Below are 26,034 nucleotides of genomic sequence, written 5' to 3'. Positions count from 1 at the left end.
CTTACTCCAAAGCGCAATCCTTATATTTGTAACCTTACTTAAGAATAAAAAAGTTACAATGAAAATATCTTACAACTGGTTAAAACAATTTATTAAAACAGATTGGACATCTGAGCAGACTTCAGAATTACTTACAGATCTTGGTTTGGAAGTTGAAGTTGTCGAAAAATACCAATCTATAAAAGGAGGATTAGAAGGAGTTGTTGTTGGACACGTTCTTACTTGCGAAAAACATCCTGATGCCGATAGATTGAATGTTACTACAGTTAATATTGGTTTAGAAGCTCCTGTACAAATTGTATGCGGCATACGCAAACGTAGCTGCAGGACAAAAAGTACCAGTTGCTACAATAGGAACTATTTTGTACGATAAAGAGGGTGCAGAATTTACCATTAAAAAAGGAAAAATCCGCGGACAGGAAAGCCACGGAATGATCTGTGCTGAAGATGAACTAGGATTAGGAAATGGTCATGACGGAATTATGGTTCTTGCTGATGATCTTGTTCCCGGAACTCCTGCTTCTGAAGTATTTCAAATTGCAAATGACGAAGTTTTTGAAATCGGATTGACACCAAACCGTGCCGATGCGATGAGTCATTATGGAACTGCTCGTGATTTAAGAGCTGGAATGCTCGCAGACGTGGTGTAAACATAGAATTGATTACGCCTTCTGTAAGCAATTTTAGAGTAGATATGCGAACGCTTAAAATTGATGTAAATGTTGAAGATACTCATTTAGCACCAAGATACTGCGGTGTAACTATTTCTGGAATTTCTGTTCATGAATCTCCAAGCTGGTCGCAAGATCGTTTAAAAGCTATTGGATTAACTCCAAAAAACAATATTGTTGACGTTACGAATTATGTTCTACATGAATTAGGACAGCCTCTACATGCTTTCGACGTCTGCAAAAATCAACGGAAAAATCATTGTAAAAACAGTTGAAGAAGGAACTAAATTTGTTACTCTTGATGATGTCGAAAGAACATTACACAAAGAAGACTTAATGATTTGCGACGAAAAAGGACCGCTTTGTATTGCGGGCGTTTTTGGAGGTAAAAAATCTGGAGTTTCTGAAGGCACTACAACTATTTTCTTAGAAAGTGCTTATTTTGATCCCGTAAGTATTCGTAAAACAGCAAAAAGACATCAATTAAGTACAGATGCATCTTTTAGATTTGAAAGAGGAATTGACCCAACGATTACAGAATATGCTTTAAAACGTGCCGCTCTTTTGATTCAAGAAGTGGCGGGCGGAAAAATTACTTCTGATGTTGTGGAAGTTTATCCTAAAAAAGTTGAAGATTTTTCTGTTTTATTGAATTTCAGCCATGTATCTAAAATTATCGGGCAGGAAATTTCGAAAGATACTATTAAAAAGATTTTAGTTTCTTTAGACATTAAAGTAAACAGCGTTTCTGATTCTGGTTTAGGTTTAACGATTCCAGCTTACCGCGTTGATGTACAGCGTGAAATTGATGTAATCGAAGAAATCTTAAGAGTTTATGGCTACAACAACATTAATTTCTCAAAAGAAATTCAATGCAACTGTAGCTAATTCTCCAAGAACTGAAGATTATAAAGTACAAAATACAATTGCTTCTCAATTGAATTCTCAAGGTTTCCACGAAATGATGGCGAATTCATTGACAACGGTCGCTTACGCGAAATTATCGACTTCATTAAAAGAAGAACATAATGTTTCGATGTTGAATCCGTTGAGCAGTGATTTAGCAACACTTCGCCAGTCTTTATTGTTTTCTGGGTTAGAAGCCGTTTCTTATAACATTAATAGAAGAAATTCAGATTTGAAATTGTTCGAATTTGGAAAAACCTATCATAAATACTTAAACGGATTTGAAGAACACAAACACCTTTCATTATTGATTTCTGGAAACAGAAATAAAGAAAGCTGGGCAAGTCCGCAAAAAACAACAGATTTCTTCTTATTGAAAGGATATGTAAAGGCAATTTTATCTCGTTTAGGAATTGAAAAGATTTCGAATGCGCCAGTTCAGTCTGATATTTTCTCTGAAGGAACAGCGATTACGTATAACAATGATATTTTGGTTGAAATGGGTGTTGTTAAAAAACCTATTTTGAAGCATTTCGGCATCAAACAAGATGTTTACTACGCTGATTTTAACTGGGATTTGGTTTTAAAAATCATTACTGGAAAAATCAAGTATACCGAAATTCCTAAATACCCAGAAGTTCGCAGGGATTTAGCTTTATTAATTGACGAAAAAACTACCTACGAAAGTATTTTTAATTTGGCAAAACAAACAGAAAAAGCACTTTTAAAAGACATTAATTTATTTGATGTTTACCAAGGTGATAAATTACCAGAAGGTAAAAAATCATACGCTTTAAGTTTTACCATTCAAGATAACAGTAAAACGCTGACCGATTCTCAAATTGATAAAATCATGTCTAAATTACAACAGACTTTTGAAACTGAGCTTGGAGCTACTTTGAGATAATATTTTTTTTAACCGCAAAGAACACGAAGGTTTACGCAAAGTTCGCAAAGTTTTTTTACAAAGCTTTGCGGACTTTGCGCTTATATACAATCTTAATTTAAAAAAAACTTGCGTACTTTGCGTTAAAAAAAAGTTTCATAACACATAAATCATAACCTATAATTATCTCGAATATTTCTGATACGCTTTCATTAGCTTTTCATCATATTTATTGGTTTTGTAGGCTGGGCCATTATATTTTAAAGCAAAAGAAGCCCAGTTTTTATTTCTAAGAAGCGATATCAGATTGTTTTTTTCAAGGAATAAACCGAAAGCTTTAAGATGTTCACCTTCGTTCTGATTCATTTTTTCTACAAATTCGTCGATACTTTTATAACCAATAGAAAGCGCATTAAACCCCATAATTTGAAACAATCCCCACGAAGCAGAACTATTTGCCGCATCTTTTATTTTTTTATCCTGACCCAGATTTCTCGCTTTTTCCAAACGAGTATATTCTGCTGTTCCGCCGACGTAATGCTTTTTAGTATAGTTTTCGAATAAAATATCCTGATTATTTGAATTCATAAATGATCTTGGATTGAAGCCTCTTTTCTCCAGTTCACGCCAAAAAATATGTCCTTCAAACAAAATCTTCGGGCGTCCATCAATTAGAAAACCTTTTCCGTTGCTTTCTACTTCGTTTACCGCTTTTACAACCGCCAATTCTAGATTAAATTGATTAGAAAAATCAATCAAATCTTGTTCTGAAAGTAATTTAGTATTAGATGAAAAACCATTTTTACTTTTCTCCAAAAGTGACGACCAGGTTTTTAATCCCACTACACCATCGACAACGAGATTATTCTTAGATTGAAAATCCTTAATTGCTTTATCTGTTGCTGTTCCGAAATAATCGGAAACAATTACACTGTATTTTAATTTTGCCAAAAGCTCATTTAAATAATAAACTTCTGGAGATTTTACGCCTGCTTTTATTGTTCTCATGATTTTTTATTTATGGTGATTATGGATGCTTTTGAGAAATCAAAAACTTCATTTTTACTTCCAATTAGATTATCATTTTTATCAAAATAATTTACTTTATAAGAGATCAAAGTAGTATTGTTCGATGTGTTTTTTATAATAAAATTGAACAATATAGGAGTCGAAAATTCAGATTTTAAACGTTCAACAGCAAATTTGCTTCCCGTATCCTGAACCGTTAATTCAATTGTAATTCTGCTTGTAGAAGCTGTTTGGCCTTTTATCTGAACTTGTATGTATCTGTTGTAGGCTGTGGACTGTGAAACGACCTGACTAAACTCGGAACTAATGTTTTCTATGTTTTCAAAATCAAAAAAAACAGTCTTTAACTCGCCGGGAGTATTTGGGTTAACTGCCGAAAAATCTAAAAGTTTAGTATCATTACTAATAAGTCACGGATAATTTTTAAAGAAAATACTATTCAAATATACTGCATTTTTACTGTAAACCAGCAAAATAGAATTGAGTTTACAATTTGAAATCGATTGGTTATTGATTTGTATTTTGTTTGTACTATTATCAATTAACGTTTCGAGAATTTCACCGATAGTCTGCTCGATATTCAGTTCTATAATACTCGAATCTTTTATTTCCTTGTGTTTAAAATTGATATTGGCAAATTGGGTAATCGTATTATTTAAAGCATTAATCATAATACTGGCTTCAGACAAATTTTCGGTTGAAAGATTGAATAAAAAGTGCTTTCCGTCCGTCGTAATATCCGATTGCTGTAGAAAATAATTCCCGCTTACTTCATATTCGGCTGAAATATCATTTGGGAACAAAAACTGCACTTTATCAAAATAATCTTCTGCCTCTCCATCAATAAAATTATTTTGCAGTAAAGCGATTTTCAATTTGGCCAAATCAAAATCGGAAAGGTTTGGACCAATCGCAAACTGAAAACTAATTTTTGAGATTTCTTCGGCAGTTCCCGCGCCTTCTTCATACGCATGAAAAATGGTCGAAATACAAGGCTTCATCGTATTCAAATCTTTAGACAAACTGTAAACTTTTGCAATAAGCAGAAAAGTATTTGGCTGTACCATCGATTTATAAATCGAAAGTTTATTAAAATTAAAGCCCGTAACAAAAATCTGTTTGAACTGAGAAAAATCTTCATTTAGATTGAAAGGAATATTTACAAATCCGCCTCCAATAGTTTTGTACAAACTAATTGTTGGATCGGTACCAATTGGATAACTTAGTGTTTTATTGATTTTGAGCAGAAAAGTACTTTTTACATATTCTTCCTGAACATCAGTTTTAATGCTATTTTCCAGCTGAATTCCCGATATAACGGTTTTAGTCGGTACTTTTAAACCTAAACCAGCTCTTACCATTAATGGACTGTTTATAAGCTTTGTTTTGGGCTGTAAAATGGTTTTGGGCGAAGTCAGATCCTTTTTGATAATATCCTGGCTTCTTAAAATTGAAATATCTCTGGCAAAAAGAAAATTCTTCTTGATTTTAGAATATCCCTTAAAATCAAAAAAAGGTCAATATTGCATTTCAAATCATTTAGGTTTGAAACTAAATTTAAGAATGCAATTTTTACAGCTTCGTCAATCAAATCAAACTGAATTTCTTGTCTCGCTGTGTTTACGATTCCGTTTACTTTGACAAAATCCCGATTTACTTTTAGATTTAAAACTGCTTCCCTGAGATTTAAAGTAATACTTTTTTGATTGGACTGTAAAAGCTTGTTTTTGAGACTGTATCTCAAAGTTACTTTTCCAAGAAGTCCTCCTTTATTTCCTGACCTATCTGGAACATTTTCATAATAAAAAACAGTTCCATTATTCGGTTCCAGTTCCACGTCTGGAAAAAATAAAGTGATTTCATTTTTAAAATAATCCTTAAAGGAATCATTCTCCGTGACAGCATTATTCCCTTCTATTAGAGGAAAATAATTCTCTAACGGAAAAGTTACTAAGATTGGTTTTATATCAATAGAATGAATTATGGGATGCTCAATTACCCTAAATTCATTTTCCCTTTTAACTGTTGTCTGCGGTAAAAACCGTACTTGGTTTGGCGGGCTCGAGATTAAATCGGTTTATAGGAACTAATTTGGTTCCTTCGAGTTTAAATGTATTTAAATCTGGCATGGTGTTTTGGTTTAATGATTACTGACTTATGAAACAAAAGGGACACTACGTCCCTTTTGTAAAATGTCTCAAAAAAATTATTCCATAAATGGAGCTCTGATTTTCTCGATATCCGCATTTTGAGCGTCTGTTCCTGTCGGAATTTCAAATAAAACATCTCCTTCTTGATAATCAATTTTGATATAATCTGTTGAAATAGAAACCTTTTTAGATTTCTTGCCAATTTTGCCGCAAGTATATTTCACTTTATACTCGGTAGGTTTAATGGTGTAATCCAACTCATACCACGCTCTGTACGGAATGGCATCTTCGAAATTATCAACGGTAAACTTGAATTTTTTAGAAGGCATTTTATCGACTTTTAACGTTACTTCAAGTGTGTCGCAATCGTAAAGTTCTTCTGTAGACAAAGTGTAATTGATCATATTTTGAATAGGAAGCGGCACGAATATTTTTGTTCCTTCAAATTCAAACTCTCTTGTGGTATCTTTTAGCTTGATTCTCTTATCTTTCTCGTACATTACTTCCTGACGAACTTTAATTTTGGTTGAACCATTATTTTTGACAAAATCAAATACAAAAGCATTCTTTTCTTTTGATTTATCATTCCAGGTTGCAGGAAAAATCGCATCGATTTCTTTTACCCGATCTGCTGGTGTTTTTTACATAAGGAGTTCCTTCTGGAGCAATCATTCTACCAGAACTTTTCCAGATTAACTTGCCTTTAGAATCTGGATATCCAACTTCTATAGAAACCTGACTTACCGGACTGTCATTGACAATATCGCTGTCTTTATCCAGTTTAATCAAACCACCATTTAAAGATGCGACCACCTGAACTTTAGAAAAATCTTCATCCAACTGAATTTCAGTAATATAATTTTTCAAATCGGCTTTTGCTTCTGCACCAGACTTTAAAGTCAAAGGCGTAAGATTCCCGCTGATTTTTGAATCTAAAACCTGAATGGCTGAGAATTTAATTTCATCAGTAAATTTGACCGCACGAATCTGACTTCCAGACTTCAGATTCATTCCTACGCTTCCAAGTCCCATAAACAATCTAAAAAATCCATTTGGTTTTTCAGGAGACGATACTGGCGTAAATTGTTTTTCAGGCGCATCAAATATTTGTTTTTTAACCATTTCAAAAGCAAATTCTCTCTGTTTTTGCGCTAGCCGAATCTTCAACCTTTTTCTTTTCTTCGTTTGAGAATTGTTCATCTGTAATTACTTCACTGGTAATCCCACCTTCCGTAAGTATTTTTTCGTATTCGTGTTCCCAGTTTAAATCCACAAATGACCAGCTTACGCTTGTTTTAGCAGAAAAGTAAGTATGTACTTTTTTAACGTCAATTGTTGTTTTAATAATGGTACTTGGCATATAAGCTTTGTACTTAATATTGTTTTCTACAACAAGATTGTTGCTTCCAATTTCTAGTGCATTTTTTACCAGTGAAGCGCTGTTTCTTCCCATTAATACAGAAAGCGCATTATCTCCTAATCCGAAAGTTGTTCCCGCTCCTTCGCCCTGAATATTAAACGTCCAAGGATTTGCGCCGCCAAAAGGATTATTTGGTGATTTTTCGCCCACAACGTGCATGGCAATATTATTCTGTGTTAATTGAATTGGTCGAACATTAGTCGAATTAAAATCTTTATCAACACCAATTAAGAAAGAAAACAAACCAAAAAGTGTTGATTTTCTGTGGTTTTTGTAATCACTGTTGAGTCTTACCTTTAACTTATCAATAGCTTTTTTCAATAAAGCTTCAGGCAGATCTATGGTACTAGTTAAAGTCGTATACGCTCCTGCTTCTTCTTCCAGACCTTCGGCACCAATTACGGTTGAAGAATCTCCTTCTGATTTAAAAACCTGCATGGCAAATTTAAATCTTCCATCAGGGTGTTTTGAAAGTCTTGGGTACTTTGGATAATAATAAAACTGCATTGGCGACCCACCATCTCTTAATAAAATATTGTTAGGATCTGGTGAAAAAAGAACTGCGAAATCTGCTCCATCTTCTTTTTCTAAAAGAATTTCTACTGTTCCGGCTCCTGCATGAGGATAACCTAGGGGTGTTGGTTGTGACATAATTTAAAAATTTTAGTTAATTACTTAATGAGGTTTACATTTTTGAACGCCCGTTTTGACATGAAAACTGACGATGTAAAATTCAATTTTTATAAATTATTATGTAACAGCACTTTAACCCATTTTTTTAAATAAATTTACCTAATCAAAAAAGGGTGAATTTCCCCTTGTTCAAACTTGAGGTTTGAGATAATTTTGTCTTCAACAGAATTCAAAATACTGTTAACTAAACCCTTAACCAATAAATCAATAATAATCATGAAAAATCCTCCTGCAAAACCGAGTCAGTTAATTACAAAAGAATTTGCTAGACAATTAAATGTGAACTACAACAACAACAAAAAAGCTTCACTTACAGCAAGAAAATCACAAAAAGAAGATGCTAATGCCATTTGGTATTCTTTGGAAGAATTAGAAAACTATATTCATTATATCAAAACTAATGGAGCAAAAGATGGTTATAACGTAGACGGAATACGTTTTTATTTTGGAGTTTATCCCGACGATGAAAAACATGGAGAAAAAGCTGGATTAACGACTTTATTTTTAGTTCCGACAGGAAAAAAAATAGAAAATAATACGGCAAAAATTCAAAGTTTCGCTTTAGTACAAGAAGCAGTTTCTTCAGACATACAGAGTTTAGATCCAATGAATTACGGAAACATCGGAAGACCTCCAAGCTTATTATATTAAAAACTATGTTTGAATTTTTAAGATCTTATATCATTTATCTGGCTTTATTATCAGGAATTGTTGGCTTATTTTCGTTACCAAAACTTCCTGGCAATAAAGCTAAATTTTTAGTACTTTTAATCTGGTTTTCAATCATTACCGAAATTGTAGGCTATTATTTTACCCAGTGGACGGGTTTGCTGAACTTTTACGTTTACAATTTTTATATGTTCGCCAGTTTTTCTGCCTATATTTTACTTTTAAGAGCCTTATTGACCAAAATTAATCATCGCGTTTCGGCGACTATTTTTCTTGTCTTGTTTATCGTTTCTTTTTTCTTGAATTATTTATTTTTCAAAGAAGACATGAACCGTTCATTTACCTATAGTTTTGCCATTGGCGTTTTATTAGTACTGATATTATCCTGCTTGTATTTGATAGAGATTTTTAATTCAGAAAAGATATTAAACTTTAAAAAATCGGTCTTTTTCTGGTATATTTTAGGAATATTGGTTTTCCATGTTCCTTTTACTCCTTTTATGCTGGCTATCAATTGGTTCTTAATTAAACAAGACGAATCGATATTTAGTCTAGTATTGTTTATATTAAATTTTCTGGCACACAGCTGTTTTATAATCGGATTTATATGGAGCGAAAAGAAATACAATTATTAGTGATTTCTCTGGGTATTGTTTTCTTTACCCTGCTTGTCGTTATAGTTATTATTTTCTTTTATTTTTTGAAGAAAAAAAACAACTTTGTGGTAGAGAAAATGGAAGCTGACTTGTATTTCCAATCGGAATTGGTGAAAACCAGAATTGAAATAAAAGACCAGACATTATCTGAAATTAGTAAAGAATTGCATGATAATATCGGCCAGATTATTTCCGTCGCCATTATGCGGCTGAATATTTCAATCAGCAATAAAAATGTTCAGATTAGTGAACTCAAAGACATGAAAGCTGTTTTGGCTAAGTCTTTAGACGAATTAAGGATTCTCTCCCGCATTATAAACAAAGATAACTTACTTCAAAACAACTTTTTAGAAGCTATTCAGCAAGATTTGGAAAGAATTAAAAAGCTAAAAAAGATCAAATGCAATTTCAATTTAATCGGAACAGTTCCAGAAATAAATAAAGAACACGAATTAATTATTTACAGGATTTTTCAAGAAGCACTTCATAACAGTTTAAAACATTCCAGAAGTGATTTATTTGATGTTCATATTGAAACAACTGATTCCATTTTCAGGCTAAAATTAAAAGATTTTGGAATTGGATATGATCTCAAAAAATCAAATTCGGGATTAGGATTGAATAACATGAAATTAAGAGCCAAATTAATTGGAGCTAACTTAATTATGAATTCTGACGAAACAGGAACGAGCGTAACAATCGAATATCCTTTAACACAAGACCATGAAAACTAATTCAAAAAATAAAGTCATAATTGTAGATGATCATTTACTTTTTTCCCAGTCTCTTGAACTGCTCGCTTAAAAGTTTTGGTGAATACGAAGTCATAGAACGTTTTGAAAACGGAAAAGTCTTTATTGATTACATAGAAGAAAATACGCCGCCTCAAATTGATCTTGTTTTACTTGATGTAAATATGCCGGTTTTGGACGGATTAAGTACGATGAAATGGCTAAAAGACAACAGGCCAGATCTAAAGGTAATTGCTTTGTCTGTCAACGACGACGACGAAATTATCATTAAAATGATTACCAACGGCGCCAAAGGTTATTTACTAAAAGACACGTCTCCTGAAATATTTAAAGAGGCTATAGAATGTGTAATCGAAAAAGGTTTTTATTTCACAGAATTAGTCTCAGGAATGCTTATAAACAAAGTGAATAGCGACAATAAAAAAATCAATTTAAAAGAAAAAGAAATTGTTTTTATCAAACACGCCTGCACGGAAATGACCTATAAGGAAATCGCATCACAAATGTGTTTAAGTCCAAAAACTATAGATGGTTATCGCGAAATACTCTTTGACAAACTTGAAATAAAAACCCGAATCGGACTTGTACTTTATGCTATTAAGCACAAAATTGTTTTAGTTTAAGTCGCCATTAATTAAATTCTATTAATTTATCATTTCCTAAATCGTACTCATACAATTTTCTATTTTCATTGTCTAAATACAGCCATTGAATAATACTAGTTCTATTTTCAAACTCATTAGAAATACCTAAGATGGTATAAGAACGTCCGTTTTTTTCTCCATCTTCTATTGAATAAGTTAAACTTGTATCAGGGCTTTCAATAGTAGATTTTACCAATTCTTTTTTTGAATTTGCCAGATAGTATTCTACTAAAGTATACAAATAGTCCTTGTAATCAACCGTGTATTGCTCTTCTCCGCTCCAATAATATTTAATAGGCTTTTTGTATTTTTTTCTAAATAAACTTACCGATCCCTCTTTTACTTTTTCAGCACTTACAAACCATTCCGTAAATTCAAGTTTTTCACCTTCACCAGCGATATAAACACTGTCTATTTTCCACTTTACATCAAAAATATCTCCTCTGGTGTAAGAAGAGCCCTCTCGTTCATTTGTAGTTAAGGCAATTGTTTTATGATCTTTTTTAATAACAACATACGAATAATCTCCGCCGTCATTAAATTCTACAAATTCAGCACGATCCGAATATACCTGCTCGAGTTTTAATTTTTCATTAGGCCGTAAATCGCTTTTGTAATCATCAGCAGATTTAAGAATCGTATCTGAAACTTCTTTTTCTGTTTGAGAAATAACATCAGTCTTATCGTTATCCGTTTTATTTTTTTCTGTACAAGAAGATAATAAAGCGACGATCGCAATAGAATATAATAATTTCATGTAGGTATTTAATAGGTTAATGCGGCGAATATAGGATAATCATTAATTTTTTCTCTTCCATTAAGGAAAGTCAACTCCATTAAAAAATTACATTGTACAATTTCGCCTCCTAATTTTTCAACCAATTCACAAACGGCCTTTGCTGTTCCGCCGGTTGCCAAAACATCATCGTGAATTAAAACACGATCACCTTTTTGAATAGCATCGGTATGCATTTCTAAACTATCAGAACCATATTCTAATTCGTAAGAAGCTGAAATTGTTTCGTATGGAAGTTTTTTAGGTTTTCTGACAGGGATAAATCCAGCATTTAATTCTTGCGCCAATAACATTCCGAAGAAAAAACCACGAGATTCTGCACCTACAACCTTATCAATTTTTTGTCCGTTTAGAGAATCCAGCAGAATTTTAAGGCAATTTGTGCGTGCTTCAGGGTTAATTAGTAATGGAGTGATGTCTTTAAATAAAATTCCTTCTTTAGGAAACCCCTGAATATCACGTATATAATTTTCAATCTTCATTTTTTTTTATTTTTCTGTTATTTTTTGCTTGTTTATCTCACATTTATGCCTATCTTTGCACCCGCAATAAGCAATCAACAAAGTTACGAAAAATAGCTGAATTGAAAACAAAAAAGGCCTCGTGGCGCAACTGAATAGCGCATCTGATTACGGCTCAGAAGGTTACTGGTTTGAATCCAGTCGAGGTCACTACTCGGGACAAAAGAAAAATATCATCTTTTGTCCCGTTTTTTTTTGCCCGTAATCTATTGTTTACCAAATAGATACAGTTGACCATCTCATTGATCCTAGCGGTTTGGATTTTATTTTCTCGAAATGTAAAATTTTCAGGAAAAATTAAACCAATTATCTCCCTCGAATCTGCTAAACTCGCATTATCAAAGGCATCCCCGAGTTTTAAAAGGTTTTCCAATCCTGAGTTCGTTAAGTACTCTATATTCCCTTTGTCGTCCTCTACATTTCCCATCTCTTTTTCAAGATTACTGATAATTTCATTGTATTCAGTTTTCATGAGATTATAATCCTCAGCATCAATTTTCTCGCTCACTAATAGATTTCTGGCAACGGATAATTTCTTTTCGTAAGCTGCAATTTGTTCAAGTGCTTTCTTTTTTTCATTAGCGACTACCGCAGTATGTTCCCGATACCCTTCAAGCAGAACTGTCGCATATAATTTCTTAACCTCCGGTATCGGCTTGAATTTATTTAAATGGTCTTGAAAGATCTTATTAGCTATCTCAGAGTTTACTCTCCACTTGCAATCTTTATGACAATGATAATAGTAGTAATATTTATTGCGTCCTTTACATTTCGTTGCCTGTTAGCTTCTGCGTGCACTTTGGACAAAGAAGAAAACCACGCAAAGGAAAATTCTCAATAGTCTTAATTTTTGGTCGGTAAGTTCGCGCTTTACTATCAAGAACATCCTGTACCCGATAAAATAATCCCTCACTGATGATTGGTTCATGCTGACCATTGACCCACCTCTCCTCTTCATCTCTATACTTAGGAACAACTATTTTTCCGCAGTAAAGTGGATTTCTAAGAATTACCCACACGTTGCTCTTAGATAAAACAAGCCCTTTATCTTTAGCCATTTGATAAATAGATTCGGTACTAAAAACATTTCTTGCAACCTGTTCGAATATCCAAATAAGTTTTACGGCTTTCTCTGGTACAATGGCAATATATTTTTTTCCATCTTCTGTAACTTTATTGGCATAACCATAAGGAGCCATTCCCATATGCCTGCCCTCTTTCTTACCTCGTCTAAGTCCCTGAAAGGTATTTAGTGCTCTTCGGTCGTTTTCAACCTCGGGAGCGACCAGGTAAAATGCAAGCATCATTTTATTTTCCGGGACACTCAGATCAAGCGGCTGTTCTATAGCCTGTGGCTCTACACCAAGCTTCCTTAATACATTGATCATTTGGTAAGCATCACCTGCATTACGGCTGAACCTGTCCCACTTCATAAAAAGAACAAGATTAATTTTATTTTTATGTTTCTTTACATCAACTAGAAATTTTTTCCATTGCGGCCTGTTAAAAGTCTTAGCTGAATGATCCTCATAAATTACATTGCGTATCTGTATTTGGTTTATGCCGCAATATTTTCTTAGCATTTCCTCCTGATTACGTTGGGAGAAGCCTTTCTCCGCCTGCTCATCGGTGCTTACTCGGATATATAAGTCTGCTATATTGCTCATTTTGTTTTATTTAAATGTTTCAAAACAGCGATATTAGCAATTATTCTTAAGAAATACAAGATTTCCTCTGCTTGTTCAAGAGTGATATTCATACCTTCAGAGTTTAACATACGCATAGCCTTCTCCGGAGTAATTTTTCTTTCAACATTTTCCATCTCTTTCATCGTCAATATATATTAAAAAATAAAAGCCCTTACGGGCTTTCTTATACTTTTAATGGACCTTCTTTAGCATCAATTCACTGGCCCTTTTACTATTAACAAATAAACAATTATTTCAGATTTGTAAAAAGTACAATTTTTATTGTACCCCTGAATGCATGCACTATTAGTAGAATTTTTTACGGAAAAAAATACTTCTAAGATCATAATCTACTTACATTAAGCTATAAATGAAGTTCTATCTATCAAAAAACATCAAAGACTTCAATAGATTTTTAGGGGTTGCAAAATCATTAATGTCTCCTCAATGATTAGCTATGTTGAAAATTATTTATTCCGACTGATAGGAACGACTCAAATTACCGATGCAGAAATTAACTTTCCTTATTTCATAAGGATTAAGCAATCTCGAGGTACAAATAAGGCTTAAATTTTACCAAACAAAATCTTACAAAATAAAACATTCGTAATCTGTCCAATAATTTGGCCAGATAATCAACTTTTCAAGAGAACATTTCCTGCTAGTTGCACCATATATAAAAAAATATATGTTTAAAATTTAATATAAATCTTTTGAGCTAATTAAAATAAAACGCAAAGTGAAGAGAGAAAAATGTCGCTTAGGAAGTTTATATTCAAAAGAGAAAATTCTTAGAAATAATTTAGTACTTTTTACATCTCTATTTTATTTAATTTAAAATAACTTATGCCTAAAGAATACCGAAAATTTGATCTTGCTTTTAAAGTGAATGTTGTAAGGTTAAGTTATGAAAAAAAATGTTTGAAAGACTTTGTCGCGGAACTTGATATAGACCAAACTGTACTCTCAAGATGGCGCAGGGAGTACAAAAAATTTGGTACAGGAAGCTTTCCAGGCATTGGTTACCCGAGAGTGCATCCAGACAATAAAAAGCTCTTCGAGCTTGAAAAAAGAAGTAAAAAATCAGATCTTAGGCTGGAAATCTTAAAAAAAGGAACACCGTACCTTTTTCAAGGGAAACCGGCGCTCTATGCATTCATAAAAGATAACGAAGATAAGTACACAATTAATCTAATGTGTGAGATCCTTGGAATATGCAAACGCATATATTTCAAATGGAAAAAAACTGGAATACCAAAAAAACATCTTCACGTGGCACTGCTAAAGGAAGAAATAACCGCTATCTTTTTAAGTTCCAAAAAAGAGTATGGCAGGGACAAGATAGCTAAAGAACTTAACAGGCGGGGATTTAAGATAGCTCCAAGAATGGTATCTAATTACATGCAGCTTGCTGGGACTACGCGACAGATCAAAAAGAAAATTTAAAGCCACTACAGATTCCAAGCATAATTATTATACAGCCCCAAATATTTTAAACCAGCAGTTTAAACCAGATTTCCCCTCTCAGGCATGGGTTTCCGATATCACTTATATTCAGACTAAGTCAAGATTTCTGTACCTGACAATCATTATGGATCTTTATGACCGGAAAATAGTCGGCTGGAGTCTGAGCGGCAGTCTTCACACTAAAACTACCATTTTGCCGGCTTGGGAAATGGCTGTGGCTAGACGTAAAGTCTTGGATGGACTGATATTTCATTCTGACAGAGGTGTGCAGTATGCCAATAGGGCTTTTGCGAGCACGGCTTAATTCTTATCAATGTGTAAGAAGCATGAGCCGAAAAGGCAGTCACTTGGACAATGCAGTTGCTGAAAGTTTTTTCAGTTCATTTAAAAGGGAACTAATCTATCAAAAGACCGACCTGCTGAATGAACCAGAATTAAAAGAGGAAATAGCTGACTATATAGAAAACTGGTACAATAAAAAAAGGATTCATTCAACATTGAATTATAAAACTATCGAGCAGTTCAATGCTGGTGAAAGCAGGGTTCAAATATCTCATCATGATTAATATGAAAAGAGTAAATAACGTATACGATCCCTATTTTAAGGTAAATGCTGTCCTGGTGAGTTACAAAAGAAATAATTTAACGAAACTCGAACAGGAGCTCGGACTATATGAGGGTGCAATGACCAGCTGGCGCAAAGTATATAAAAAATACGGTCCAGAGGGCTTTTCCAAAAATAATTCTTTAAAGAAGAATAAGGAAAATCATAAAGAATCTCAGTTTGAAAAAAAGATAAAAAAGTCAGAATTAGATTTTGAACTTTTACAAGAAGCGGGAGAACATCTCAAAGATGGAAAACCAAGAATTTTTCAATTTATGAAGGATAATGAAAAAAGATATTCCATAAGAAATATGTGTAAAGTTTTGGGCATTAACAGAAACACCTACAGAAGATGGAAGAATAATTATGATACAGAACAAAAAAGAAAAGAGGCAGTACAAAAAGAAATAACTGCAATATTCTTTGAAGCCAAACAAAGGTATGGAAAGCAGAGAATTAAAATTGCACTTCAAAATTCCGGCTATCACTTAGCTGTTAAAACAGTTGGAAAATATATGAGAGAGCTGGGGCTCCACTGCAAGTAAAAAGACAACAGTACTAATTTTAAAGAAATGAAAAAGCATTTAGCGACCATAATTTTATTTTATTTTTTTATGCCATATGCCAAGGCACAAATAGAAAATTCAGTCTTTGCAGTTGTTAAGATTTCATATAATATTCCAGGAGAAACCCCTGTCATAGGCGGCATATGCGGTACTGGTTTTTTAATAAAAGACTCCACCGTTCTTATTGCTCATCACGTGCTTAATACAAATAATTTCAAACCAAACCCCGGCTACAGGTTTGTACAGTTCTGGTCGCTAAAGAGGGGCACAAAAATGATTATACCGCTTTCAGTAGACTACTTAGAATCCATTCCGGAAATAGAAGCTGTGGTCATTAAACTACCTGTTACTGTAAAAAGTAATGTACTGCTGTCTGAAACAAATGCAAAACAAAATGATAGTGTCAAAAATTATGGGCATTTACTTACTATGCCGATAACGACTGCCCATTGGGATACTAATAGTCTGATCATTGATGATTACAATCTAGAGACCAGTAAATCCGATGCCTCTGGTCATATTGTTGAAATACAAAACATGTCCGTTAATGCCAATGACATTAAATTAACTGATATAAAAGTAATTAAGCCTTCATTTAAAGGAAATATTGGAATGTCCGGCGGTCCTTTAATTTGTAATGATAAAGTTATCGGCATGATGTCATTTGGACTTCCCGCTGATCAAGAAATTAAAGAGGCAGTATTTGCTATAGCTATTGATCAAATCATTGCAAAACTAAAATAAATACTACTGCAGACTTTCAAATAGGTAAAAATCACGTACTCTCATTTATCGTACTGCCCGATTTTTTCTTCGTTATTTTCTATCCTAAACTTTTAACATAATGAAATACCTTTTAGGCTCTTTTAAAGTGTTCTCAAGAAAATGAGAAAGAATTGAAACAGAAATTCTTCTGAAATTTTCGTAACTTAGCGTATCTTATTGAATAATATTAATTGTCTTACATATGACAGAAAATATTAAACATTACCCGCCTCTTTTCAAAGAGAACGCTGTTCTTCTAACCTATAGAAGAAATACACTTGCAGAAACTGCGACGGAACTCGATATTGATCCCAAGCAGACTTTGTAAATGGCGTAAAGTTTATGAAAAATATGGGAAGGGAAGTTTTCCTGGTGAGGGCCGTAAAAGAGTCTATTATGAGAATAAGAAAATCTACGAATTAGAAAAGAAGCTGGCAAGCATCCCGGCTCCGGCTTGAAATACTGGAGAAAGGAATTAAATACATGCATCAAGGCAAACACGTCCTTTGTAATTTTATACACCATAACAGAGATAAATATCCTTTATACAAAATGTTTGAGGTCTTAGGAGCTTCTCACTCTACCTACGATTTGTGGACAAAGCGGCCTTTTTCAAAAAGAGAAACTCGTGTCTATTTGCTTAAAAAAGAAATAAAATCTATTTTTTTTGAATTCAAACAGCATAAGGGCACTATATTAATTACAAGAGAACTTCACAGCCGGGGCTTTCAAATTTCCGATACTCAGGTTTCATTTTATATGAAACAGCTTGGTCTGCACCGTATCGTAAAAAAGAAATTTACAGCCACAACAGATTCAAAACATAATCTATGCACTGCTCCAAATGTATTAAACCGACAATTTAAAATCGATAAACCAGCTAAGGTATGGGTTTCAGACATTACCTATATCCATATTGATAAAAGGTTTTCATATTTAACTGTCGTTATGGACTTATATGACAGAAAAATAATAGGCTGGCATTTGAGTCGCGGACTTTCGACAAAAGTTACTACCCTGCCTGCCTTTGAAAAAGCCGTAATTAATCGTCCTGTTTCAGACGGGCTGATATTTCATTCTGATCGAGGCATACAATATGCTAACAAAATATTTACCAGTAAATTGGACCAATTAAACTGCACGCGCAGTATGAGCCGCAAAGGGGACAAATATGATAATGCTTAGCTGTAGAAAGTTTTTTTAATACACTAAAAAGAGAATTGATTTACAGACAGACTAGATTGCTGACAGCAGATGAAATGAAAAAAGAACTATTTGAATATATAGAAAACTGGTATAATAAAAAAAGAATACATTCCAGTCTTAATTACCAGACAATCGATGAGTTCAACAGTGGAGCTTTATGAAAAACAGCAGAAAAACATATGATCGTGATTTCAAATTAAAAGCTGTCCTGTTAAGTTATGAAATGGGCAGTCTTGCTCAAACAGCCAGAGATTTACAAATAGATAAAAACCTTCTTTTTCTTTGGAGAAAAGAGTTTAAAAAATACGGAACTGGATGTTTTCCAGGCTATGGCGACTTAATTTTAACTTCTGAGGAAAAAAAGATTTACCATCTCGAAAAAAAAATTAAAGACACCGATTTAAAGTTTGAAATCATGCAAGCAGGCCAGAAAATATATCTGCCTGGGAATGCCTTTTATTTTTCAATTTATGGCAGAAAATGAAAAAAAGTATTCCATAAGGTTATTGTGCAGGGCATTGAATGTAAACAGAGGAACGTATCGAACATGGAAACGGGGGTCGCTTACAGAAACACAAAAATGGCGTATAAACCTAAAAAAAAAGAAATCAGTTCCATTTTTTCTATTTCCAAAGAGACTTATGGATGTTATCGTATCATGACAGAACTTCAAAAATCGGGTTATTTTGTCTGTCACACGACAGTACTAAAACATATGAGAGAATTAGGTTTATATGTTTCTATTAAAAAAAATACCCTGGCAGACCAGAAATCAACGAAATAATCCATCTAGAAAGGATTAGCAATTTCTGAAGCTCTTCAGTGTACTTCAGAATCACTCTGTTTTTATTTCTATTATCACTTAAACTTTATTAGATTTATACCCCGGGTAATAAATGAGCTTCTTACCAAACAACTTTATATCATATGGAAAAGATAAAGGCCTATTTTCAAACCAGACTGCAATTAACAGCGGAGTACTGGGAGCTTTTTTCAGACAGCCTGGAAGAAAAAAATATCCTAAAAAATCACTGCTCACAACTGCCGGCACTACAGAGAAATATCTTTCCTTTATTGATAAAGGAATTGTTCGGCTTTATATCCCGGGAGAAACAGATGATCTTACTTTTGGTTTTGCCTTTGAAGGTCATTTTATTAGTGCTTATGATTCTTTCCTCACCCAGACACCCTGCACTTACTCCATCGAAGCTTTGGTCAATACAAAGGTATGGCAGATCTCTTATGATAACCTGCAGCGTATTTACGAAATATCCAGAGAAGGGAATTTTATGGGAAGACTTGCCGGGGAATCTCTTTTTTTACAAAAGTCCCGAAGAGAAATTTCATTTTTAAAAGATTCGGCAGAACAGCGTTATTTACAACTGTTTACGCGATGAACCTGAATTAATAAAATTTATTCCCTTAAAGTATATTGCTTCCTACATTGGCATTACACCGCAGGCACTAAGCAGGATCAGAAAGCGAATTACTTAACCTGGGTTCATTAGTGCAGCTGTGCTGTCTTTTGCAATTTTGCTTCAAATATAAAAAGACAGCACTTATGAAACTAACGGTTAATTTTATTATCAATACCCATAAAATATTGGTAATTCCTTTTGTACTTTTCTTAATGTGGTATTATGATAACTGGAGTGCCGGTGCATTCCTTTATTTAGGCCTGCACGGCACCTACTGCTTATTGTGGCTTCTGAAACAGGAATTATACCCCGATAAAAGATTTGAACAAAAAATTCCATTGTGGATTGGACTTCTTACTCCATTTTTACCACTTGCCGCTTATTACACGGCGCCTTTTCTTTTAATCTCCAGAAATGTTATACTGCCCGCTTGGATTTTCGCAGTAGCGCCGGCTGTATATACTTTAGGGATTTTTATGCATTATGTCAGTGATGCCCAAAAGCATTATACACTTCGTCTTCAAAAAGGTATAATAGATGACGGCTTATTTGCACGCACCCGCAATCCTAATTATCTGGGTGAGATCTTAATTTATGCCTCCTATGCCCTTTTATCCTGGCACTGGCTTCCTTTTGTAATATTAGGTCGCTGGACTGCTTACTTCTTTCGCAATATGCGCAGTAAAGACCGTTCCATGTCCAGGCATGTCGCTTTTACTGCCTATAAAAAAAGAACTGGAATGTTGTTTCCAAAACTGCGACGACAATAAAGTAATTACTTTACACGGAACAACTAAATTGTTACATTAATAAAAAATGGCATAACTGGAGTGAATAAAACTTTTTTGCCACAAAACTTAGTGCGGTTTTTTAGAAATATTTCGCCTTTATAAGTCTTGTGGTAGAATCGTGGCACTTTGTATTTGGAGTGTATACCTTTTTTGCCACAAAAACTTGAGGTGTTTTTTAAAGATATTTACCAATCTAAGTTGTGTGGCAGAATCGTGGCACAAGGCACTTTGAAGAACGAAAATCTCAGCAAAATCAATGTCTGCCTAGCTTAAGTTCGAATCTGCAACTGATGGATAGTATTGGAATACCACTATCATTTACTCCTTTTTTCTAGATGATTGTGAACAACAATAAATATATTACATAAATGACAGGACGATAGCCTACTTCAAATAATTACCCGTAAATCTTTAATATTATAAAAATTTGTTATCTACAGTAAAGCAAGATCCAGTCTATGCTCATATTTCCCATGTTCTCTTAATACCATATCCATAATTCGTAGACTTTCAAGAAACTGGGGTTCTTTAAATCTAAAAGATGGCCCTGAAACACACAGCACTGCAATGGGTCTGTTTTTATAGAAAATAGGAATGGCAACACAATTAAGATCCGGGTCATAAGCTTCTACATCCAATGCATAACCCGTATTGCGAATCGTAACAACTTCCTTTTCCATCATTGCAAAATCTTCTTTTTCATATTGTTTACCAAGGCTTCCCAATAAATGCTCTGAGTGGGCAAGGAAACATTTCCCAATTGCAGTAGTCGTCATTTCGTAATCTTTGCCCATATTAAGGGAGATTTTTACAGCTCTGTTAGGTTCACATTTCAGTTCATGCCTGTAGTACGATCCCATTTGAACGGCTAAATAAGAAGACTCCTTTGTAATATTGGATATTTTTTTCCAGCATAGGGCGAAGTTCCTGTTTAAGTTCATTTAGTGAAAATGACGGTACATACAAACTTTCGATCTTTGGGCTTATTTTATATCTGGGGCTAATATCATCTTGTTCTAAATATCCTAATTGCTTTAGTGTATCTAAAAAACCATGAGCAGTATTCTTTTTTAGTTCCAATGCACGAGCCACATCGTTAAGCCTGACAAAATTCCCATTGGATGCGATATACTCCAGTATTTGAAATGTTTTTTTTACAGATTGGTTCATAAGTTCGTGTATAATGAACAAATTTACATTTTAATCTTCTAAAGTGATAATAAGTTCGACAAATATATACATTTGGTATCTAATAAAGCGACAACTTTTTTAGATTACAACTAACTGGGTTCTGAAAATTAGGGAATCACAAACAGATTATATGAAAAATTCAATTACAAATGTACTGGTTACCGGTGCAAGCAATGGCATAGGACTTGGCCTGACCAAAAAATTATTACAAGAAGGTTCGGCAGTAATTGCCATAACACGATCAGGAGAAATTGAAGATTTTTCACACCCCAATCTGACTATTATCCAAGGCGATATAAGCAATGAAGATAGTATTAGAAATGCTGTTGAAAAGTTTAAAAAACTTGAAATCAAATTAGACTGCATAGTTAACAATGCAGGAGTTGGTTTGGATTTAGGAGATGAAATTCCTACGGCGACACTTATGAATGCAACATTCGCAACCAATACAACCGGAACTGTATTATTTACAGAAGCGTTTTTAGAATATGTTAAAGACGGCGGTCAGATTGTGTTTTTATCAACAGCAATGGCTTTAATTCGCAACATTGCTCCAAATGCTCCTGCATACCGAATGTCAAAAGTCGCTATAAACATTTACGCAGTTATGTTAAGCCAAAGGCTTGCAGAAAAGAATATAAATGTTACGCCATTGCATCCAGGATGGGTACAAACCAGAATGGGCAGTGACACGGCTCCTGTAACTCTTGATACATCTGTAAATGGAATTTACAAAGCCATTACTGAAAATACCCATACAGCCAAATTTTGGAATGTGGAAATAGGCGCTGTTGAGGAATTTTAAGGTATAATTTAACAAATGATATCCTTGTACTTTAACTAATAGTATTAAAACCCGAATTAATTACTGTTTAAAATTTAATTTTTTAGTTGAATTAGCAAGCAGTAACTTTCCAAACATACTCTTTCTATGATTTTCAATAGGCGGTTTTAAAATATTTTTGCTTAATGTATCGATTTACTAGTTTATAGTGGAAATGTTTGTCGTTAAAAAATCTCATCTTTTAAAGGATTTACTCATTTGTTCGCCATTTTCGAATTATTAAACATGTTAACAAATTATTTACAGTTCATTGCTTATCAAGATAATAAATTTGAAATAAGTCTGGCGCGCATGATAAGTACGTAATTGCTTTAACCCTTATAAGCTAATAAAAAAAATTGTAAGCGCACAACTCCCAGAAATAATTATTCACCACGCATTACTATTACCATTTAGTAATGGCGGGAACAATATTAAAAGATTTAACAACAGCCTACTTAGTAGGCATTAATTACTCAACAACATGAAAATGAATTACAGAAATTTAGTATTAGCATTACTAGTTACCATTGCATTTCAGATCAGTGCTCAGGCACAAGAATACAGATCCGCAACTAAATATGGTGAACCTGGAAAAGCTCCAGGAATGAAAGTCAGGTTATTAAGTACAGTGGGAGATGTGAAAACATACATTATTATTTTAGCCAAAGGGGATGAGGCCGTATCTGGCCTTACAGAATTTGCACAAAAATATAATGTAAAAAGTGCACACTATCAAGCAATAGGAGATGCATTGAGCCTAGAGGTAGGCTGGTTCGATTATGAGCGTAAGCAGTTTCTAGTATTACCTATTAAAGAAGCCGAGGTTACATCATTTACTGGAGACATAGCATGGTATCATAATAAACCGGTTGCCCACACCCATGTAACCGCATCAGTTAAAGATGGTTCTGTAAAAGGCGGACACTTATTACAATTAATTGTAGGACCAACTCTTGAGATTATCGTAACAGTGGAACCTACCCAGCTGTTTAAAAAATTAAATGAAGAATTTCAAGCAGGGCTAATTGACCCAGACATTAAAGAATAATAGCATGCAAGAAGAACAATTTAGATTTAGAAGTACATCTGAACCTGTAATACTGGGCAAAGCACCAGCTATGAAGGTGAAATTATTAAGCAATGTGGGTGGTGTAAAAACCTATATGGTTATTTTTTCAAAAGAAGATGAGGTTATATCCGGATTAACAGATTTCGCCTTAACTTATGATATCAAAAGTGCCTATTTTAATGGAATTGGAAGTGCATTCGGACTTGAACTGGGCTGGTTTGATTTTGACCGCCTAAAATATCAAGTGATTCCAATTGGGATAGCTGAAGTAACTTCATTTACTGGTAATATCACCTGGATGGATACCACACCAGTTGTACACGCGCACGCGACAGCTGCATTACGAGGTGGATCAGTAAAAGGTGGACATGTACTTTCTATCAACATAGGCCCGACTTTTGAGGTAATTGTTGTCGCACAGCCAACAGCTCTTTATAAAAAACTTGACCAGGAATTTCAGGCAGGAATGATTATTTAAATTTGGAAGCATTTCAATGGCATCGCAATCCTAATTTTATTAGAGAATTTAAAACCCGAGATATTTTATTCTCGGGTTTTAATATTTTTAAACTTTTCAAAGAATAAACTAAAGGAATTACAATACTTAATTCTCCCCAGGCAGATTGTTAAACTAATTAATCCCGCCGAAAGCGCAATTTTTGTAAATATGCATTTTCAAATTATATTTACTTGATAGTAATGGTGTCAAAAAGGTTTTCCTGATCAATAAAAGCTGTAATGTACTGCTGGACTTCATTACGCTTCTCCAATGCTGTTTCAAAAGTATTAAGATGAAAGTCTTCATCCTGATCCAGAATATGGATAATATCGGTATATCCTTTTGATATAAGGTCGCCTTTTAATTTAATTACAGTGAGTCGCTGGTGTGCATCCAAATCTTTTCTCACTTTTAATTGTATAGCTTTTTCCATTCTGAAAGATCTGCAGGTTGTAGATTGATTAATAGATAATCAAATGTAGCAATTTAGACCTTAGCCCGCATTATCTCTTTTGTTAAAAAACTAGAGGTTTTGAATATAAATAGTTCAAAAAACTAACCATTAAATAGGTCTGTAAATCTTGATAATTACCTTTCTTTTTCATGCGTCTTTTCACCTGGTCGCTTGGACTCCAGCTGTTTTATATTGAAGAATCGTAACCAAAATCAATGTCCTGATATATTTTTAGCATGGACCGCAAATTTAAGCTTCTTGGAGCAGTAGAACCCAAATAATAAAATATATAAATAACAAAAAACAGGGATAATAAATGATTTCTGCACACCAAAGTCAGAATCGGCAAGAACACCTTGAATCAGCGGAACCAAAGCTCCTCCTAAAATCGCCATAACTAGAAGAGACGAACCCTGACTGGTGTATTTCCCCAGCCCCGCAATACTCAAAGTATAAATGTTGGAAAACATAATGGAGTTAAAAATCCCGATTCCCAATATACTGTACATCGCAATTTTTCCAGCAGTCAAAATACTTACAAGCAGTAGAACCACATTAATACCTGCAAATATTGTCAATGTTCTTGCCGGTGCAGATTTTCCAATCATAAACGCAAAAAAGTTTAAAACCAGAAACACAAGAAAGAAACTCATCTGGTTAAAAGTAAGATTTACTATAAAATAAATAAGCAGAAAAACAGACCCTGCAGTTACTAGCATAAATATACTCTTCTTTGCCGCATTTATACTCTGATTTAAAGAAATAGCTCCAAGAAACCTTCCAATCATTGCACCGCCCCAATACATCGCAAGATAATTTTTGCTGACAGTTTCGCTTAAACCACCCACACTATCTAGTTCCAGAAAACTAATGATAAAACTTCCAACTGCTACCTCTGCCCCTACATAACAGAAAATACCAAAAATTCCCAAACGCAGATGCAGAAAATTCAAAGCTCCCAGCCCTCTGTGCTCCGTTTCTCCAGTTTGAAAGGAAGGCAGTTTTACGTTGTATATTAAAAGGGTCGCTAAAATTAAAATTCCCGCAAATACAAGGTAAGGTATTCGGGTTGCCTCAGCTGTAATATTATGATCGCCCCCATGCCCAAATACCAGGTAACCGCCAAGTATAGGGGCAATTGTAGTTCCGAAAGCATTAAAAGCCTGTGTCATATTCAATCTTCCCGAAGCGCTTTCCTCCGGACCTAAAAGTGCAACATACGCATTTGCCGTAATCTGCAGAATTGTAAAACCTAATCCAAGTACAAATAAGGCTCCCAGAAACAAGCCATATACCGAGCAAGTGGTCGCAGGATAAAATAGAACACATCCTGCGACCGAAAGAAGAATTCCCGAAAGAATTCCTTTTTTATAACCTACTTTATTAATTGGATCACCTTTGTAATGAGAAAACACAAAGTAAGTCAGTGAACCCAGAAAGTAAGCACCAAAAAAACAAAACTGAACCAGCATCGATTCTACAAAACTAAGATTAAATAATTTCTTTAAATAAGGAATCAAAATATCATTCATACAGGTAATAAATCCCCACATGAAAAACAATAGTGTAATAGTAATTAACGGAACTGTATAATTGGGACGTGGTTGAGTGGAGGTGTTTTTAGTATTCATAAATAAAATTTAATTTTTAACATATACAGGCACTAATTAAAAGCCAAAAAAAAGCCAGACGCTTTG

Annotated in this window: 28 protein-coding genes, 1 tRNA gene and 3 pseudogenes; 17 read left to right on the top strand and 15 right to left on the bottom strand. The window is 34.0% G+C overall.

The window, feature by feature from the left end; all coding sequences use genetic code 11:
• Window positions 1-58 precede the first annotated feature (58 nt).
• Window positions 59-2,484, top strand: a pseudogene (gene pheT / locus ACZZ95_RS18355) (phenylalanine--tRNA ligase subunit beta).
• A gap of 162 nt (window positions 2,485-2,646) precedes the next feature.
• Here pheT and ACZZ95_RS18350 read toward each other — a convergent pair.
• The 6 genes from ACZZ95_RS18350 to ACZZ95_RS18325 all read right to left on the bottom strand — a co-directional run bounded on the left by ACZZ95_RS18350 (window position 2,647) and on the right by ACZZ95_RS18325 (window position 7,713).
• Window positions 2,647-3,471: an N-acetylmuramidase domain-containing protein gene (locus tag ACZZ95_RS18350; RefSeq protein WP_463470145.1), complete on the bottom strand. Its 825-nt coding sequence runs from the start codon at window positions 3,469-3,471 to the stop codon at window positions 2,647-2,649.
• A 431-nt stretch (window positions 3,472-3,902) separates the two neighbouring features.
• Entirely contained in the window at window positions 3,903-4,853 is a 951-nt protein-coding gene (locus ACZZ95_RS18345; RefSeq protein ID WP_463470144.1) for a hypothetical protein, read from the bottom strand.
• An 83-nt stretch (window positions 4,854-4,936) separates the two neighbouring features.
• Complete coding sequence (locus ACZZ95_RS18340) at window positions 4,937-5,329, bottom strand: hypothetical protein (RefSeq protein WP_463470143.1); 393 nt, start codon at window positions 5,327-5,329, stop codon at window positions 4,937-4,939.
• Window positions 5,330-5,698: 369 nt separating this feature from the next.
• A complete protein-coding gene (locus tag ACZZ95_RS18335; protein ID WP_463470142.1) occupies window positions 5,699-6,142 on the bottom strand; it encodes a hypothetical protein in 444 nt (147 codons plus the stop codon).
• Between the two features lie 82 nt (window positions 6,143-6,224).
• Complete coding sequence (locus ACZZ95_RS18330) at window positions 6,225-6,764, bottom strand: hypothetical protein (RefSeq protein ID WP_463470141.1); 540 nt, start codon at window positions 6,762-6,764, stop codon at window positions 6,225-6,227.
• A 1-nt stretch (window position 6,765) separates the two neighbouring features.
• On the bottom strand, window positions 6,766-7,713 hold the full coding sequence (locus tag ACZZ95_RS18325) for a hypothetical protein (protein WP_463470140.1): 948 nt from the start codon (window positions 7,711-7,713) through the stop codon (window positions 6,766-6,768).
• A 258-nt stretch (window positions 7,714-7,971) separates the two neighbouring features.
• Between ACZZ95_RS18325 and ACZZ95_RS18320 the strand changes: the two genes are divergently transcribed.
• The 4 genes from ACZZ95_RS18320 to ACZZ95_RS18305 are packed head-to-tail and all read left to right on the top strand — an operon-like array spanning window position 7,972 to window position 10,455.
• Entirely contained in the window at window positions 7,972-8,406 is a 435-nt protein-coding gene (locus ACZZ95_RS18320) for a hypothetical protein (protein WP_463470139.1), read from the top strand.
• A gap of 5 nt (window positions 8,407-8,411) precedes the next feature.
• Complete coding sequence (locus ACZZ95_RS18315; protein WP_463470138.1) at window positions 8,412-9,059, top strand: hypothetical protein; 648 nt, start codon at window positions 8,412-8,414, stop codon at window positions 9,057-9,059.
• Entirely contained in the window at window positions 9,032-9,814 is a 783-nt protein-coding gene (locus tag ACZZ95_RS18310; RefSeq protein ID WP_463470137.1) for a sensor histidine kinase, read from the top strand. The genes ACZZ95_RS18315 and ACZZ95_RS18310 overlap by 28 nt, the downstream gene beginning before the upstream one ends.
• A 26-nt stretch (window positions 9,815-9,840) precedes the next feature.
• A complete protein-coding gene (locus tag ACZZ95_RS18305) occupies window positions 9,841-10,455 on the top strand; it encodes a response regulator (RefSeq protein WP_463470136.1) in 615 nt (204 codons plus the stop codon).
• A gap of 7 nt (window positions 10,456-10,462) precedes the next feature.
• Here ACZZ95_RS18305 and ACZZ95_RS18300 read toward each other — a convergent pair whose 3' ends face one another.
• Window positions 10,463-11,233, bottom strand: coding sequence for a hypothetical protein (locus ACZZ95_RS18300; RefSeq protein ID WP_463470135.1), 771 nt, complete (start codon window positions 11,231-11,233; stop codon window positions 10,463-10,465).
• A gap of 8 nt (window positions 11,234-11,241) precedes the next feature.
• Window positions 11,242-11,754 (bottom strand): adenine phosphoribosyltransferase, encoded by a 513-nt coding sequence (locus tag ACZZ95_RS18295; protein ID WP_463470134.1) that lies wholly within the window; start codon window positions 11,752-11,754, stop codon window positions 11,242-11,244.
• 115 nt (window positions 11,755-11,869) lie between these two features.
• Here ACZZ95_RS18295 and ACZZ95_RS18290 point away from each other — a divergent pair.
• Window positions 11,870-11,943, top strand: a tRNA-Arg gene (locus ACZZ95_RS18290).
• Here the strand turns inward: ACZZ95_RS18290 and ACZZ95_RS18285 are convergent.
• From ACZZ95_RS18285 to ACZZ95_RS18275, 3 genes are all read right to left on the bottom strand, one after another.
• Complete coding sequence (locus tag ACZZ95_RS18285; RefSeq protein ID WP_463470133.1) at window positions 11,909-12,301, bottom strand: hypothetical protein; 393 nt, start codon at window positions 12,299-12,301, stop codon at window positions 11,909-11,911. The two genes, ACZZ95_RS18290 and ACZZ95_RS18285, sit on opposite strands and share 35 nt — an antisense overlap.
• A gap of 256 nt (window positions 12,302-12,557) precedes the next feature.
• Window positions 12,558-13,460 carry a recombinase family protein gene (locus ACZZ95_RS18280; protein ID WP_463470132.1) on the bottom strand — a complete coding sequence of 301 codons (903 nt, stop codon included), beginning with the start codon at window positions 13,458-13,460 and terminating at the stop codon, window positions 12,558-12,560.
• Window positions 13,457-13,624: a hypothetical protein gene (locus ACZZ95_RS18275; RefSeq protein WP_463470131.1), complete on the bottom strand. Its 168-nt coding sequence runs from the start codon at window positions 13,622-13,624 to the stop codon at window positions 13,457-13,459. Before ACZZ95_RS18275 ends, ACZZ95_RS18280 begins: the two co-directional genes overlap by 4 nt.
• A gap of 703 nt (window positions 13,625-14,327) precedes the next feature.
• On the opposite strand from ACZZ95_RS18275, the pseudogene ACZZ95_RS18270 reads away from it, so the two are divergent.
• The 8 genes and pseudogenes from ACZZ95_RS18270 (at window position 14,328) to ACZZ95_RS18235 (ending at window position 20,277) form a co-directional block, all read left to right on the top strand.
• Window positions 14,328-15,514, top strand: a pseudogene (locus ACZZ95_RS18270) (IS3 family transposase).
• A gap of 1 nt (window position 15,515) precedes the next feature.
• The gene (locus ACZZ95_RS18265) at window positions 15,516-16,097 is read left to right on the top strand and encodes an IS3 family transposase (protein WP_463470130.1); all 582 of its coding nucleotides are present in this window, start codon (window positions 15,516-15,518) and stop codon (window positions 16,095-16,097) included.
• Between the two features lie 27 nt (window positions 16,098-16,124).
• On the top strand, window positions 16,125-16,862 hold the full coding sequence (locus ACZZ95_RS18260) for a trypsin-like serine protease (protein ID WP_463470129.1): 738 nt from the start codon (window positions 16,125-16,127) through the stop codon (window positions 16,860-16,862).
• A 223-nt stretch (window positions 16,863-17,085) separates the two neighbouring features.
• Window positions 17,086-18,250: pseudogene (locus ACZZ95_RS18255) on the top strand (IS3 family transposase).
• Window positions 18,247-18,573: a transposase gene (locus ACZZ95_RS18250; RefSeq protein WP_463470128.1), complete on the top strand. Its 327-nt coding sequence runs from the start codon at window positions 18,247-18,249 to the stop codon at window positions 18,571-18,573. Before ACZZ95_RS18255 ends, ACZZ95_RS18250 begins: the two are co-directional and overlap by 4 nt.
• 63 nt (window positions 18,574-18,636) lie before the next feature.
• Complete coding sequence (locus ACZZ95_RS18245; RefSeq protein WP_463470127.1) at window positions 18,637-18,873, top strand: IS3 family transposase; 237 nt, start codon at window positions 18,637-18,639, stop codon at window positions 18,871-18,873.
• Window positions 18,874-18,985: 112 nt separating this feature from the next.
• Window positions 18,986-19,486, top strand: a complete 501-nt coding sequence (locus ACZZ95_RS18240) for a Crp/Fnr family transcriptional regulator (RefSeq protein WP_463470126.1) — start codon at window positions 18,986-18,988, stop codon at window positions 19,484-19,486.
• A gap of 164 nt (window positions 19,487-19,650) precedes the next feature.
• Window positions 19,651-20,277 (top strand): DUF1295 domain-containing protein, encoded by a 627-nt coding sequence (locus ACZZ95_RS18235; protein WP_463470125.1) that lies wholly within the window; start codon window positions 19,651-19,653, stop codon window positions 20,275-20,277.
• A gap of 455 nt (window positions 20,278-20,732) precedes the next feature.
• Here the strand turns inward: ACZZ95_RS18235 and ACZZ95_RS18230 are convergent, their stop codons facing one another.
• Window positions 20,733-21,158 (bottom strand): IclR family transcriptional regulator domain-containing protein, encoded by a 426-nt coding sequence (locus ACZZ95_RS18230; RefSeq protein WP_463470124.1) that lies wholly within the window; start codon window positions 21,156-21,158, stop codon window positions 20,733-20,735.
• Window positions 21,136-21,468, bottom strand: a complete 333-nt coding sequence (locus ACZZ95_RS18225; protein WP_463470123.1) for a helix-turn-helix domain-containing protein — start codon at window positions 21,466-21,468, stop codon at window positions 21,136-21,138. Before ACZZ95_RS18225 ends, ACZZ95_RS18230 begins: the two co-directional genes overlap by 23 nt.
• A 151-nt stretch (window positions 21,469-21,619) precedes the next feature.
• Between ACZZ95_RS18225 and ACZZ95_RS18220 the strand changes: the two genes are divergently transcribed.
• The 3 genes from ACZZ95_RS18220 to ACZZ95_RS18210 all read left to right on the top strand — a co-directional run bounded on the left by ACZZ95_RS18220 (window position 21,620) and on the right by ACZZ95_RS18210 (window position 23,862).
• Window positions 21,620-22,294 carry an SDR family NAD(P)-dependent oxidoreductase gene (locus tag ACZZ95_RS18220; protein ID WP_463470122.1) on the top strand — a complete coding sequence of 225 codons (675 nt, stop codon included), beginning with the start codon at window positions 21,620-21,622 and terminating at the stop codon, window positions 22,292-22,294.
• A 508-nt stretch (window positions 22,295-22,802) separates the two neighbouring features.
• The gene (locus ACZZ95_RS18215) at window positions 22,803-23,363 is read left to right on the top strand and encodes a PPC domain-containing DNA-binding protein (protein WP_463470121.1); all 561 of its coding nucleotides are present in this window, start codon (window positions 22,803-22,805) and stop codon (window positions 23,361-23,363) included.
• A gap of 4 nt (window positions 23,364-23,367) precedes the next feature.
• Window positions 23,368-23,862 (top strand): PPC domain-containing DNA-binding protein, encoded by a 495-nt coding sequence (locus tag ACZZ95_RS18210; RefSeq protein WP_463470120.1) that lies wholly within the window; start codon window positions 23,368-23,370, stop codon window positions 23,860-23,862.
• A 208-nt stretch (window positions 23,863-24,070) separates the two neighbouring features.
• Here the strand turns inward: ACZZ95_RS18210 and ACZZ95_RS18205 are convergent, their stop codons facing one another.
• Window positions 24,071-24,316: a hypothetical protein gene (locus ACZZ95_RS18205; protein ID WP_463470119.1), complete on the bottom strand. Its 246-nt coding sequence runs from the start codon at window positions 24,314-24,316 to the stop codon at window positions 24,071-24,073.
• 233 nt (window positions 24,317-24,549) lie between these two features.
• Window positions 24,550-25,968, bottom strand: coding sequence for a sugar MFS transporter (locus ACZZ95_RS18200; RefSeq protein ID WP_463470118.1), 1,419 nt, complete (start codon window positions 25,966-25,968; stop codon window positions 24,550-24,552).
• Window positions 25,969-26,034 lie beyond the last annotated feature (66 nt).

The organism is Flavobacterium sp. AC267 (genome assembly GCF_979258715.1).
This window is presented reverse-complemented; position numbering and strand designations above follow the sequence as displayed.

Coding starts and splice junctions, on each gene's coding strand:
- ACZZ95_RS18350 (WP_463470145.1), bottom strand. CDS start 3,471: ATGAGAACAATAAAAGCAGGCGTAAAATCTCCAGAAGTTTATTATTTA.
- ACZZ95_RS18345 (WP_463470144.1), bottom strand. CDS start 4,853: ATGGTAAGAGCTGGTTTAGGTTTAAAAGTACCGACTAAAACCGTTATA.
- ACZZ95_RS18335 (WP_463470142.1), bottom strand. CDS start 6,142: ATGTACGAGAAAGATAAGAGAATCAAGCTAAAAGATACCACAAGAGAG.
- ACZZ95_RS18330 (WP_463470141.1), bottom strand. CDS start 6,764: ATGGTTAAAAAACAAATATTTGATGCGCCTGAAAAACAATTTACGCCA.
- ACZZ95_RS18325 (WP_463470140.1), bottom strand. CDS start 7,713: ATGTCACAACCAACACCCCTAGGTTATCCTCATGCAGGAGCCGGAACA.
- ACZZ95_RS18320 (WP_463470139.1), top strand. CDS start 7,972: ATGAAAAATCCTCCTGCAAAACCGAGTCAGTTAATTACAAAAGAATTT.
- ACZZ95_RS18315 (WP_463470138.1), top strand. CDS start 8,412: ATGTTTGAATTTTTAAGATCTTATATCATTTATCTGGCTTTATTATCA.
- ACZZ95_RS18310 (WP_463470137.1), top strand. CDS start 9,032: ATGGAGCGAAAAGAAATACAATTATTAGTGATTTCTCTGGGTATTGTT.
- ACZZ95_RS18305 (WP_463470136.1), top strand. CDS start 9,841: ATGATCATTTACTTTTTTCCCAGTCTCTTGAACTGCTCGCTTAAAAGT.
- ACZZ95_RS18300 (WP_463470135.1), bottom strand. CDS start 11,233: ATGAAATTATTATATTCTATTGCGATCGTCGCTTTATTATCTTCTTGT.
- ACZZ95_RS18295 (WP_463470134.1), bottom strand. CDS start 11,754: ATGAAGATTGAAAATTATATACGTGATATTCAGGGGTTTCCTAAAGAA.
- ACZZ95_RS18280 (WP_463470132.1), bottom strand. CDS start 13,460: ATGAGCAATATAGCAGACTTATATATCCGAGTAAGCACCGATGAGCAG.
- ACZZ95_RS18275 (WP_463470131.1), bottom strand. CDS start 13,624: ATGAAAGAGATGGAAAATGTTGAAAGAAAAATTACTCCGGAGAAGGCT.
- ACZZ95_RS18265 (WP_463470130.1), top strand. CDS start 15,516: ATGAAAAGAGTAAATAACGTATACGATCCCTATTTTAAGGTAAATGCT.
- ACZZ95_RS18260 (WP_463470129.1), top strand. CDS start 16,125: ATGAAAAAGCATTTAGCGACCATAATTTTATTTTATTTTTTTATGCCA.
- ACZZ95_RS18250 (WP_463470128.1), top strand. CDS start 18,247: ATGAAAAACAGCAGAAAAACATATGATCGTGATTTCAAATTAAAAGCT.
- ACZZ95_RS18245 (WP_463470127.1), top strand. CDS start 18,637: ATGGAAACGGGGGTCGCTTACAGAAACACAAAAATGGCGTATAAACCT.
- ACZZ95_RS18240 (WP_463470126.1), top strand. CDS start 18,986: ATGAGCTTCTTACCAAACAACTTTATATCATATGGAAAAGATAAAGGC.
- ACZZ95_RS18235 (WP_463470125.1), top strand. CDS start 19,651: ATGAAACTAACGGTTAATTTTATTATCAATACCCATAAAATATTGGTA.
- ACZZ95_RS18230 (WP_463470124.1), bottom strand. CDS start 21,158: ATGGGATCGTACTACAGGCATGAACTGAAATGTGAACCTAACAGAGCT.
- ACZZ95_RS18225 (WP_463470123.1), bottom strand. CDS start 21,468: ATGAACCAATCTGTAAAAAAAACATTTCAAATACTGGAGTATATCGCA.
- ACZZ95_RS18220 (WP_463470122.1), top strand. CDS start 21,620: ATGAAAAATTCAATTACAAATGTACTGGTTACCGGTGCAAGCAATGGC.
- ACZZ95_RS18215 (WP_463470121.1), top strand. CDS start 22,803: ATGAATTACAGAAATTTAGTATTAGCATTACTAGTTACCATTGCATTT.
- ACZZ95_RS18210 (WP_463470120.1), top strand. CDS start 23,368: ATGCAAGAAGAACAATTTAGATTTAGAAGTACATCTGAACCTGTAATA.
- ACZZ95_RS18205 (WP_463470119.1), bottom strand. CDS start 24,316: ATGGAAAAAGCTATACAATTAAAAGTGAGAAAAGATTTGGATGCACAC.
- ACZZ95_RS18200 (WP_463470118.1), bottom strand. CDS start 25,968: ATGAATACTAAAAACACCTCCACTCAACCACGTCCCAATTATACAGTT.